This window comes from Streptomyces montanisoli (assembly GCF_017813245.1).
GTDB lineage: Bacteria > Actinomycetota > Actinomycetes > Streptomycetales > Streptomycetaceae > Streptomyces > Streptomyces montanisoli.
The window spans coordinates 1-10,839 of record NZ_JAGIQL010000189.1 but is presented as its reverse complement, the minus strand read 5'-3'; the positions used below and the strand labels follow the sequence as shown (position 1 = coordinate 10,839).

Sequence of the window (10,839 nt, the reverse complement as noted above, 5' to 3'; positions counted from 1 at the left end):
CCCCCCGCCCCCCCCCCCCCCCCCCCCCCCCCCCCCCCCCTTTCACCAAGCAGAAGACGGCATGCGGGATGCATGGGAGACAGGAGTTGAGACGTGAGCTCTTCCGATCAAGCGCGCCGCGGCGCCGGCGCCCGCGCCGGTCTCGTCACCCGAGGACGCCGAGCGCGACGCGCGTGACGTGCGCGCCCGGATGGCCTCCCTCCAGCGCGGCTGGCAGCGCGGCCGCCTTCAGAACGAAGCCGAGGACTCCGCCGGAAACCCCGGCGCCGCCCCCGGCGGCACACCAGGAACGACATCGGAGGGGGACGGTCGATGACCGCACCGCACACACCACGAGGCGCGACGCAGGCGGACGGCGGTCGCGAGCTCGACTGGCTCCTCGACGAGCTGGTCGGCCGGGTCGCCAGCATCCGCAAGGCGCTCGTGCTGTCAGGCGACGGGCTCCCCACCGGCGCCTCCAGGGACCTGAGCAGGGAGGACGGCGAGCACCTCGCGGCGGTCGCCTCCGGCTTCCACAGCCTCGCCAAGGGCGTCGGCAGGCACTTCGACGTCGGCCAGGTCCGGCAGACCGTCGTCGAACTGGACGGCGCGTTCCTGTTCGTCACCGCCGCGGGCGACGGCAGCTGCCTCGCCGTGCTCGCCGACGCCGACACCGACGTCGGCCAGGTCGCCTACGAGATGACGCTCATGGTGAAGCGGGTGGGCAGCCACCTCGCCACCGCGCCGCGACGCGGCGGCCTGTCAGGCTGAGCACCGGCACATGAAGGACACAGGTCAAGGCCCTCAGGCGTGGTTCGACGGCGAGGCCGGGCCCGTGGTGCGGCCGTATGCGATGACGCGCGGCCGCACCGGAACGGGCGCCAGGCACCGGCTCGACCTGATCGCCCTTGTCGTCCCCGAGCCGGCCGCCGGCAGGCCCGGCCTCGACAGGAAGCTGTCGCCCGAGCACGTGGAGATCGTCGAGCGCTCCGTACGGACACCGCAGTCGATCGCCGAGCTCGCCTCGGGCCTCGACCTGCCCGTCGGGGTGATCCGCGTACTCGTCGGCGACCTCCTCGACGACGAACTCGTCCATGTAACCCGCCCCGTTCCGCCGGCCGAGCTGCCGGACGTGAACATCCTCCGAGAGGTGATCAATGGCCTTCGGGCGCTCTAGCTCGTCCGGCCCCTCCGACCGCCAGGGCACACCCTCCGCCGACGCGACTGCGGGCGGAGCCGCCCAGGCGGCCGCTTCGGGGCCCGCCGACCCGATCACCCTGAAGATCCTCGTCGCGGGCGGCTTCGGGGTGGGCAAGACGACGTTCGTCGGGGCCGTGAGCGAGATCAGGCCGCTGCGCACGGAGGAGGCACTCACCGAGGCCGGGCGGCCGGTCGACGACGTCAGCGGCGTCGAGCGCAAGACCACCACGACGGTCGCCATGGACTTCGGGCGCATCACCCTCCGCGAGGGCCTTGCGCTCTACCTGTTCGGCACGCCGGGACAGGACCGCTTCTGGTTCCTGTGGGACGAACTGGCGCAGGGTGCGCTCGGCGCGGTCGTCCTCGCCGACACCCGCAGGCTCGCCGACTCGTTCGCCGCCGTGGACTTCTTCGAGCGCCGCGGCATCCCCTTCGCCGTCGCCGTGAACCGTTTCGACGGCGCCGACCGCTACCCCGAGGGCAGCGTCCGCGAGGCACTGGACCTCGATCCGAGTGTCCCGATGGTCGAGTGCGACGCGCGGGACAGAAAATCGGTGAAGGAGGTCCTGGTGACGGTCGTGGAACACGCCATGACGATGGCGACCGGGGCACCGGAGCATGCCGCGACCTGACGGTTTCACGAAGACCCCCGTGCCGCACTCGCACTGCGCGAGCTGCGGCAGCCGCTACCCCGTCGGCACGGGGTGGCCCCGCACGTGCGCCGACTGCGGCGACACCGCCTACCGCAATCCGCTGCCGGTCGCCGTCGCCCTGCTGCCCGTCACCGACGAGCAGGGCACGGCGCTCGTCACGATCCGCCGCACCATCGAGCCGCGGCGCGGCGGCACCGCCCTGCCGGGCGGTTTCGTCGAGGCGAGCGAGGACTGGCGGGAGGCCGTCGTGCGCGAGCTGTGGGAGGAGACGGGCATCGAGGCGATGCGCGAGGACGTGCGGCTCGCCGACGCGCTCAGCTCGCCCGGCGGCCACCTGCTGCTGTTCGGCCTGCTGCCCGCGCGCCGCGCCGACCTCCTGCCGCCCGACCGGCCCACGGCGGAGACGGACGGCCGGTACCTGCTGCGCGGCCCGCAAGAGCTCGCGTTCCCCCTGCACACGACGGCCGCGCGGAACTGGTTCGCCGGCGCGTACCGCCACGAGGGCTACTGACCGACGGCGTCCGCAGCGCCCGTGCCCGGGTCGCCGCCTCGCGGCAGGCGGGCCGCGACCTCGGCCGCGGGACGGGCGCAGTGCAGGCCGATCAGATCCGCGAGCAGATCGTCGAGCGGTGGCCAGTCGATGGCCCCGTGGTCGTTGTAGAGCAGGATCAGGCCGTGCATGGCGGTCCAGAGCATGAGTGCCGCCTGCCACCGCTGCTCGGCCGTGGACCGCGTCCCTTCCGGATCGGTGACGGCCGAGAGCGAGTCGACGACGGACCCCAGCAGGTCGGCGCCCGCGCCGTGGGCCGACACGGGGACGAGGTCGGCGGGCATCCGGCCGCCGAAGAGTGTGCGGTAGTGCCCTGGCTGGCCCACACCCCAGCGCACGTAGGCCGCGCACCGGGCCACGAGGTCGGACAGCGGGTCAGGGGCGGCTCGCGACGCCTCGGCCATCGAGCGCGCCAGTTCGTCGTAGCGCAGCCGCAGTACGTGCTGGATCAGCGCGCCGAGGTCCGGGAAGTGGCTGTAGATGCTGGCCGGTGCGACGCCGACCTCGCGCGCGACCTGCCGCAGCGTCAGCTTCTCCGGCTGGTCGAGGGTGGCGAGCAGCTTCGCCGCCGCGTCCACGAGCTGGGCCTTGAGCACCTGCCCTTGCCCTCGCGGATTGCGGCGGCGGGCGGCGGGCTGCTCCTGAGACGCCACCCTCGCTCCTCTCCGGCCTTGTGAACCCTTCGGTTACGGCTGTTCACCTTACAGGCCACCCGCCTTGACACCCGCTGACCAACACTTGTTTACTTATCTAGCCAACAGTTGTTCAGTAAGGAGTCGAATCATCATGCGCATCGCGGTACTCGGCGCGTCGGGCAGGGTCGGCGGCCTGCTTGTGGAGCAGGCGATCGAGCGGGGCCACGACGTCGTGGCGCTCGTGCGTGCCCCGGACACGTTCAAAGCGTCCAATCCCCGGCCGATCGACGTCAGGCAGGCGGATGTCCGCTCCCCGCGGACCTTCCCCGCACTGGACGACGTCGACGCGGCCGTCTCGGCCATCGGCCTCGCCAAGGGCGAAGGACCTGGAGCCCTGACCGCGGGCGCCCGCCTGCTCGCCGCGGTGCGCGTCCGCACGGTGTGGCTCGGCGCGCTGGGCTCCGGCGCGTCGACCGGCGCGGGCGGCCGCATCTACCAGGCCGTGATGCGGATGGCCGTCGGCGCGGAGCTGGCCGAGAAGGCCGAGGCCGACCGGATCGCCCTGGACGCGGGCGCCAGCGTCTTCCACGCCCCGGACCTGACCAACGGGCCCGTCAGCCCGCAGCGCCGCACGGTGCCGCTCGCCGAACTCCGGCGCCCCCTCCTGCCTCCCAGGATGTCCCGCGCCTCCGTGGCCGCGCTCATGCTGGACGAAGCGGAGGCCGGCAGCCACGCCGGGGCGATCGTCGTACCGCTCGGCTGAGCGGCGCGACGACCCGAGCACCCACCCCTCACACCGTCACCGAACACGTGGACACGTGGACACGTGGACACGTGGACACGTGGACACCGCACCGAGGAGCCCTGCCATGGCCTACATCGCGCTGGAAGAGGCCTTCACCGTCCCGGGGGCTGCCGGACACCGTCCCACGGCCCCGATGAAGATCCGCACCAGCGACCAGTACGCCGAACACTGCATGCGGCGCCTGGACGACTTCGAGAAGTACCGCCTGCCCGACATGGACGCCCACGGCATCGACATCCAGGTCCTCTCGCTGAGCGTCCCCGGCATCCAGGCCGCCCCGGACGCCGGCGCGGCGGTGCGCGACGCCCGCTTCGCCAACGACCACCTCGCCGGCACGATCGCCCGCCACCCGGCACGCTTCCGCGGGTTCGCGGCCCTGCCCCTGCAGGACCCCGCGGCCGCGGTCACCGAACTGGAACGCTGCGTCGGCGAGCTCGACTTCAAGGGGGCACTGGTCAACGACCACACGCAGGGCCGGTACCTGGACGACCCCGCCTACGACGAGCTGTGGAGCGCCCTCGAGGAGCTGCGCGTCCCGCTGTACCTGCACCCCGGCTCGCTGCCCGCCGACGACTGGCACGTGATGCGCGGACGGCCCGAGATGTACGGGGCCAGCTGGAGCTGGCAGGCCGAGACCGGCGGCCACGCCATGCGCCTCGTCTACGCCGGGATCTTCGACCGGCACCCGGGCGCGACGCTGATCCTCGGGCACCTCGGCGAGTTCCTGCCCTTCCAGCGCTCCCGCCTCGACTCCCGGTACCGCACCCTGAAGGTCGAGAAACCGCTCGAACGCATGCCGTCGCAGTACATCGGCTCCAACATACTGATCACCACGAGCGGCATACTCGCCCCGGAGGCCGTGCAGGCCGCCGTACTGACCGTCGGCGCGGACGCGGTCATGTTCGCGATCGACTACCCGTACGAGAACACCGCCGACGCGGTGGCCTCGATCGAGGAGGCCGCGCTCCCGCCCGAGGTGAAGAGCGGGATCGCCCACCTGAACGCCCGGCGCGTGCTGAACATCTGACCGGCGCGCCGCCGCGCGGACCACGCACGGACCGGATGACGCACGGACCGGACCACGCACGGACCGGCACGCCTCCGGCGGGCTCCTCGCCCGGGCGACCCGCGTCCACGGGCCGCGGCAGACGGCGCAGCCTGGTGCGAGGGACGATCACATGGCATCGTCCCTGTCAGCCGTGTCCCGCGCGTATCCCGCACGGGCACGCGCGTCGCACACCAGCGTCGAGCCCAGGCCGGGAGCCGTACCATGATCACAGAACCCACCCCTGCCCCTCTCTGGCAGCCCACGCCGGAGAGCGTCGCCGCCGCGCAGGTGACACGGTTCCAGGCATGGGCGGCCGAACACCACGGCGCGCCGGCCGACGGCGGCTACCCGGCGCTGCACCGCTGGTCCGTCGACGCACTTGACACGTTCTGGGCCGCCGTCGCCGAATGGTTCGACATCCGCTTCGCCACCCCGTACGAGCAGGTCATCGGCGACCGCACGATGCCCGGCGCCCAGTGGTTCACCGGCGCCACCCTCAACTACGCCGAGCACGCCCTGCGCACCGGCGAGGACCCGGACAGGGCCGAGCTGCCCGCGCTCCTCCACGTCGACGAGACCCAGCAGCAGACCACCATCAGCTGGCGAGAGCTCCGCCACCAGGTCGGCGGGCTCGCGGCCCACTTGCGCGAACTCGGCGTGCGCCCAGGCGACCGCGTCAGCGGCTACCTCCCCAACGTGCCGCAGGCCGTCGTCGCTCTCCTCGCCACCGCCGCCGTCGGCGCCGTATGGACGTCCTGCGCCCCCGACTTCGGCGCGCGCAGCGTCCTCGACCGCTTCCAGCAGGTCGAACCCGTCGTGCTGTTCGCCGTCGACGGCTACCGCTACGGCGGCAAGACCCACGACCGCACCGGCGTCGTCGCCGAACTGCGCCGGGAACTGCCCACGCTGCGCGCCGTCGTCCACGTACCGCTCCTCGGCACAGAGTGCCCCGAGGGCGCGCTCGACTGGGACGCGCTCGTCGGCGGCACCACCGAACCCGACTTCACGCACGTCCCCTTCGACCACCCGCTGTGGGTCCTCTACTCCTCGGGCACCACAGGGCTGCCGAAGGCCATCGTCCAGTCACAGGGCGGCATCCTCCTCGAACACGTCAAGCAACTCGGCCTGCACTGCGACCTCGGGCCCGAGGACCGGTTCTTCTGGTACACGTCCACCGGCTGGATGATGTGGAACTTCCTCGTCTCCGGGCTCCTCGTCGGCACCACGGTCGTGCTCTACGACGGCAGCCCCGCCCACCCCGGCACCGACGCGCAGTGGGACGTGGCCGAACGCACCGGCACCACCCTCTTCGGCACCTCGGCCGCCTACGTCATGGCCTGCCGCAAGGCCGACGTCCACCCGGGCCGCGACCACGACCTCTCCCGCCTCAAATGCGTCGCCACCACTGGCTCCCCCCTGCCGCCCGCCGGGTTCCGCTGGCTGCACGACGAGGTCGGCCACGACCTGTGGATCGCGTCCGTCAGCGGCGGCACCGACGTGTGCAGCTGCTTCGCGAGCGCCGTGCCCACACTCCCCGTCCACATCGGCGAACTCCAGGCCGCGGGCCTCGGTACCGACCTGCAGGCGTGGGACCCCCAGGGCAACCCCGTCATCGGCGAGGTCGGCGAGCTCGTCGTCGCGGGCCCCATGCCGTCGATGCCCGTCCGGTTCTGGAACGACCCCGACGGCAGCCGCTACCGCGAGAGCTACTTCGAGACCTACCCCGGCGTCTGGCGGCACGGCGACTGGATCACCCTCACCGACCGCGGCACGGTCATCATCCATGGACGCTCCGACTCCACCCTGAACCGGCAGGGTGTGCGCATGGGTTCCGCCGACATCTACGAGGTCGTCGAGCGCCTCCCCGAGATCCGCGAGTCCCTCGTCGTCGGCATCGAGCAGCCCGACGGCGGCTACTGGATGCCGCTCTTCGTGCACCTCGCCGAGGGCGCGAGCCTCGACGACGACCTCCGCCTGCGCATCAAACAGGCCATCAGGGCCGACCTCTCGCCCCGCCACGTGCCCGACGAGATCATCGAGGCACCCGGCGTCCCGCACACCCTGACGGGCAAGCGCATCGAAGTCCCCGTGAAACGCCTCCTCCAGGGCTCCCGCCTGGACAAGGCCGTCAACCCGGGCTCCGTCGACGACATCGACGTGCTGCGGTTCTACGAGCGCTTCGCCGCCCGCGACCACGACTGAACGAGCCGGGCCACTGTCAGACCCCCTCGTTACGGTGAGTGAGACCACAGCGCACCATACGGACAGCGCGTGACCTCAGGGGGAGCCATGACAGCACACACCGACGACGGCGGCGGACGGCCCACGGCCAGGACGCTGCGCAGGGCGCTGCGCCGCGAAGTCCCCAGCACCGTCGGCCTCCTGGCCGACGAGCAGGACTTCGCGGCGATGCGCCGCTACCGCAGCTTCCCCTTCGACGACCATCCCGCCTACCGGCGGCAGGCCGACGCCCTGCTGCGCGGGCTCGCCCGCGAGTCACTGCACGTCGGCGCCGCCCTGTTCGACCCCGAGGAATACGCCTGGTACTGCGCCGACGCAGGCCTCGACCCCGACTCTCCCGCGGGCAGGGCCCGGTACACGGCACACATCGCGGCCACCGGCGGCGCCGTCGTCCCCTACACGGGCGCGCCGTTCGAGAGCCTGCTGCACACGCTCGCCGAGACCGCCGTCCGCAAGGCGACCCAGGCGTACGCGACGGCCGTACTCGCCGATCTCGGCTCCTGCGCCGACTGTGGCGAGGACATCGGGCGTGCCGCCTTCGACCAGGCGTACCGCCTCCTGTGGCGGCTCCTGGAAGGCGCGGGGCCCGGCACGCACCAGATGGTGTGCAGCGTCCCCGCGGCCGAGGAACAACTGACCGCGGTCCTCCAGGCCGAGCAGGCGGACGGCCCCACCCTCCTGGACACCGCACAGAGCGCCGAGTTCGTCTCCGTCCTGGCCACGGGCATCGCCCTCGGCACGCGCGGAGGCGTCGTCATGCGCACCACCGCCCAGGGCGCCCCCGACCGCCTGCACGGCTGGCACCTTGCCGAAGGGCACCTCGCACCCCTGACGGCCGCCGAGGTCTTCAACGCCTACTGCACGGACGCGGAGACGGGCGAACCCATCGGCCCGGAACCGGACGTGGACTACCGGGCCGGCTTCGACCTCGGCCCGGAAGAGCCCGGACTCCACCACTGACCGCCAAAACGGAAGGGCCGCCGACCGGGAACCCGGCCGGCGGCCCACCCCGCGCTGTCCTGACGCGGTCGCAGTCGTCCGCTACACGCGTGACTCTCCCGACAGCACCGCCTGCGCCGCCTGCTTGGCCTCCTGCGCACAGTCCGTGGCCCGCGCGGCCGCCGCCGCGCGCTCGCACTGCGCCAGCGTGTGCTTCGCCAGCGCCGCGCGCACGTACGGGATCGACGCCGCGCCCATCGACAGGGAGGTCACCCCGAGACCCGTCAGCACGCACGCGAGCAGCGGATCGGAGGCCGCCTCGCCGCACACCCCGCAGCTCTTGCCCTCCGCCTCGGCGCCGTCCGCCGCGAGCGACACCAGGTCGAGCAGCGCCGGGTGCCACGGGTCCTGGAGCCGCGACACCGCGCCCACCTGCCGGTCGGCGGCGAACGTGTACTGCGCCAGGTCGTTGGTGCCCAGCGAAAGGAACTCCACCTCCTGCAGGATCGAACGGGCACGCAGCGCGGCGGAGGGAATCTCCACCATGGCGCCGAACTTCGCCCGCAGCCCCGCCTCGCGGCAGGCGTCCGCGAACGCCCTCGCGTCCGTGCGGTCCGCCACCATGGGCGCCATGACCTCCAGGTACACCGGGAGGCCCTCGGCCGCCTTCGACAGCGCGGTCAGCTGCGTCCGCAGCACATCCGGATGGTCGAGCAGACTCCGCAGACCCCGCACGCCGAGCGCCGGGTTCGGCTCGTCCGCCGGGGTCAGGAACGCCAGCGGCTTGTCCGCCCCCGCGTCGAGCACCCGCACCACGACCCGGCCCTCGGGAAACGCCTCGAGCACGGGGCGGTAGGCGGCGATCTGCTTCTCCTCCGACGGCGCCTGCCCGCTGTCGTCGAGGAACAGGAACTCCGTACGGAACAACCCCACGCCCTCGGCCCCCGCGTCCACCGCGGCCGCGACGTCCCCCGGCCCACCGATGTTGGCGAGCAGCGGCACCTTGTGCCCGTCCGACGTCGCACCCGGCCCGGTCGCCGCGCCCAGCGCGGCCCGCCGCTCCGCGGCAACCTGCTCGAGCCGCGCCCGCCGCTCGCTGCCCGGCTCGACGAACACCTCGCCCGTGGAGCCGTCCACGGCGACCGCCGCGCCCTCCGCCAGCTCCGTCGCACCCGGCAGCGCCACCACGGCGGGCACCCCGAGCGCCCGCGCCAGGATCGCGCTGTGACTGGTCGGGCCGCCCTCCTCGGTCACGAAGGCGAGCACGAGAGACGGGTCGAGCAGCGCCGTGTCCGCGGGAGCGAGGTCCCGCGCGATCAGCACGTACGGCGCATCGCTGTCCGGAACCCCGGGCATCGGCACGCCGAGCAGCCTGGCGACGATGCGGTTGCGCACGTCGTCGAGGTCGGCGACCCGCCCCGCCAGGTAGTCACCGGCGCCCGCGAGCAGTGCGCGGTACGAGGCGAACGCGTCGTACACACCGCGCTCGGCGGTGCTGCCCACGGCGATCCGCCGCTCCACGTCCGCGCTCAGCTCGGGGTCCTGCGCCATCATGGCCTGCGCCTCGAGGACCGCCTGGGCCTCACCGCCGGCGAGGTTGCCCCTGGCGATCAGGTCGGCGGCGACCGCCTCGACCGCCTGCCGGGCCCGCCCCTGCTCGCGCTCGGCCTCGCCCGCTGGGATCTGCTTGGCGGGCGGCTCCAGGACGGCTGTCCCCATGTGCCGTACCTCGCCGATCGCCACGCCGTGGCTGACACCGACGCCTCGCAGCGTTGTCTCCAATTTCACCGTCTCCGTGTTACGTGCGGTGGCCCCCTGCACCGCGGTTGGTGTGCGGCAGGCCGGGATCCGGAGGCCCGGCTCCCGGCCTCAGCCGCCGATCGCGCTTCGGCCCGCTGCCGAACTCCGGCTCACTGCCAGTCGAACAGCGTCTCACCGGTCGCGACGTCGCCGCTCTCGCGCAGGGAGGTGAGCGAGTCGGCGGTGGCCTCGAGCGCGACGACCGGGCAGATCGGCGACTTGCCGGCCGTCTCGACGCCCGCGGGGTCCCACCGCACGACGCCCTGGCCGCGGGTGACGGAGTCGCCCTTGTTGACCAGGAGCTCGAAACCGGCGCCGTTGAGCTGGACGGTGTCGATCCCGAGATGGGTGAGCACACCGTGGCCGTCGCTGTCCACGACGACGAACGCGTGCGGGTGCAGGGAGACGACGATGCCGTCGACGGGGGAGACGGCCTCGGTCGGCTCACGCACGGGGTCGATGGCGGTGCCTGGCCCGACCATCGCCCCGGCGAACACGGGGTCGGGTACGGCGGCGAGACCGATGGCGCGGCCGGACAGCGGAGCTGACACGAGGGTCATGGGACCTCCCAGTGGGCGGAGTGTTCTCGGATCCGTCGTCACTGTGAGTGAGCGGGACGGGGTGCTGAACAGAGCGTAAGTCATGGTTAGCGGCGCTTCCGCACGAGCGGACGCGTGCGGAGGGCGAGTAACCGGTTTGCGGGCAGGGGCGAAAGGCCTGTAGGGTCGTACCCCTGCCTGACGGGGCCCGAGGGGTCGGCGTCGGCGGAACTCCTATCAAGATGAACTGCCCGGAACCGGGTACCGCTTCTGCATGTGCGCAGGAGGGTGGTCGGGGAGGGTGAAAAACCCTGATAGAGTTTGGAAACACCGAAGGGAAAGCGCCCGGAGGAAACCTGAGAGGGTTTTCGAAGGAAGCGTCCGTTCCTTGAGAACTCAACAGCGTGCTAAAAGTCAACGCCAGATATGTTGATACCCCTGGTCTGCCGG

The 10,839-nt window shown here is 72.5% G+C and carries 11 protein-coding genes; 8 read left to right on the top strand and 3 right to left on the bottom strand.

What is annotated here, in order from left to right; translation table 11 throughout:
• Positions 1-312: 312 nt before the first annotated feature.
• Genes JFN87_RS28860 through JFN87_RS28845 form a run of 4 tightly spaced genes read left to right on the top strand, consistent with a single transcriptional unit; the run spans position 313 to position 2,343 of the window.
• Positions 313-750: a roadblock/LC7 domain-containing protein gene (locus tag JFN87_RS28860; RefSeq protein ID WP_030906995.1), complete on the top strand. Its 438-nt coding sequence runs from the start codon at positions 313-315 to the stop codon at positions 748-750.
• 10 nt (positions 751-760) lie between these two features.
• A complete protein-coding gene (locus JFN87_RS28855; RefSeq protein WP_209344736.1) occupies positions 761-1,156 on the top strand; it encodes a DUF742 domain-containing protein in 396 nt (131 codons plus the stop codon).
• Positions 1,137-1,811, top strand: coding sequence for a GTP-binding protein (locus JFN87_RS28850; protein WP_209344735.1), 675 nt, complete (start codon positions 1,137-1,139; stop codon positions 1,809-1,811). Before JFN87_RS28855 ends, JFN87_RS28850 begins: the two co-directional genes overlap by 20 nt.
• Positions 1,798-2,343, top strand: coding sequence for an NUDIX domain-containing protein (locus JFN87_RS28845; protein WP_209344733.1), 546 nt, complete (start codon positions 1,798-1,800; stop codon positions 2,341-2,343). The genes JFN87_RS28850 and JFN87_RS28845 overlap by 14 nt, the downstream gene beginning before the upstream one ends.
• Here JFN87_RS28845 and JFN87_RS34435 read toward each other — a convergent pair.
• Positions 2,337-3,035, bottom strand: coding sequence for a TetR/AcrR family transcriptional regulator (locus JFN87_RS34435; protein WP_307865629.1), 699 nt, complete (start codon positions 3,033-3,035; stop codon positions 2,337-2,339). The two genes, JFN87_RS28845 and JFN87_RS34435, sit on opposite strands and share 7 nt — an antisense overlap.
• Positions 3,036-3,168: 133 nt before the next feature.
• On the opposite strand from JFN87_RS34435, the gene JFN87_RS28835 reads away from it, so the two are divergent.
• The 4 genes from JFN87_RS28835 to JFN87_RS28820 all read left to right on the top strand — a co-directional run bounded on the left by JFN87_RS28835 (position 3,169) and on the right by JFN87_RS28820 (position 8,071).
• Complete coding sequence (locus JFN87_RS28835) at positions 3,169-3,780, top strand: NAD(P)-dependent oxidoreductase (RefSeq protein WP_209344730.1); 612 nt, start codon at positions 3,169-3,171, stop codon at positions 3,778-3,780.
• A 106-nt stretch (positions 3,781-3,886) separates the two neighbouring features.
• Positions 3,887-4,849 (top strand): amidohydrolase family protein, encoded by a 963-nt coding sequence (locus tag JFN87_RS28830; protein ID WP_209344728.1) that lies wholly within the window; start codon positions 3,887-3,889, stop codon positions 4,847-4,849.
• Positions 4,850-5,092: 243 nt separating this feature from the next.
• Entirely contained in the window at positions 5,093-7,072 is a 1,980-nt protein-coding gene (locus tag JFN87_RS28825) for an acetoacetate--CoA ligase (protein ID WP_209344726.1), read from the top strand.
• 87 nt (positions 7,073-7,159) lie between these two features.
• On the top strand, positions 7,160-8,071 hold the full coding sequence (locus JFN87_RS28820) for a DUF8829 domain-containing protein (RefSeq protein ID WP_209344724.1): 912 nt from the start codon (positions 7,160-7,162) through the stop codon (positions 8,069-8,071).
• An 81-nt stretch (positions 8,072-8,152) separates the two neighbouring features.
• Here the strand turns inward: JFN87_RS28820 and ptsP are convergent, their stop codons facing one another.
• Together ptsP and JFN87_RS28810 are read right to left on the bottom strand one after the other, a co-directional pair.
• Entirely contained in the window at positions 8,153-9,832 is a 1,680-nt protein-coding gene (gene ptsP, locus JFN87_RS28815; protein WP_209344738.1) for a phosphoenolpyruvate--protein phosphotransferase, read from the bottom strand.
• A gap of 128 nt (positions 9,833-9,960) precedes the next feature.
• Complete coding sequence (locus tag JFN87_RS28810) at positions 9,961-10,410, bottom strand: PTS sugar transporter subunit IIA (protein WP_209344721.1); 450 nt, start codon at positions 10,408-10,410, stop codon at positions 9,961-9,963.
• Positions 10,411-10,839: the final 429 nt, after the last annotated feature.

Excerpts from the sequence above, each read along its gene's own strand:
- JFN87_RS28860 (WP_030906995.1), top strand. The coding sequence starts at position 313 with ATGACCGCACCGCACACACCACGAGGCGCGACGCAGGCGGACGGCGGT.
- JFN87_RS28855 (WP_209344736.1), top strand. The coding sequence starts at position 761 with ATGAAGGACACAGGTCAAGGCCCTCAGGCGTGGTTCGACGGCGAGGCC.
- JFN87_RS28850 (WP_209344735.1), top strand. The coding sequence starts at position 1,137 with ATGGCCTTCGGGCGCTCTAGCTCGTCCGGCCCCTCCGACCGCCAGGGC.
- JFN87_RS28845 (WP_209344733.1), top strand. The coding sequence starts at position 1,798 with ATGCCGCGACCTGACGGTTTCACGAAGACCCCCGTGCCGCACTCGCAC.
- JFN87_RS28835 (WP_209344730.1), top strand. The coding sequence starts at position 3,169 with ATGCGCATCGCGGTACTCGGCGCGTCGGGCAGGGTCGGCGGCCTGCTT.
- JFN87_RS28830 (WP_209344728.1), top strand. The coding sequence starts at position 3,887 with ATGGCCTACATCGCGCTGGAAGAGGCCTTCACCGTCCCGGGGGCTGCC.
- JFN87_RS28825 (WP_209344726.1), top strand. The coding sequence starts at position 5,093 with ATGATCACAGAACCCACCCCTGCCCCTCTCTGGCAGCCCACGCCGGAG.
- JFN87_RS28820 (WP_209344724.1), top strand. The coding sequence starts at position 7,160 with ATGACAGCACACACCGACGACGGCGGCGGACGGCCCACGGCCAGGACG.
- JFN87_RS28810 (WP_209344721.1), bottom strand. The coding sequence starts at position 10,410 with ATGACCCTCGTGTCAGCTCCGCTGTCCGGCCGCGCCATCGGTCTCGCC.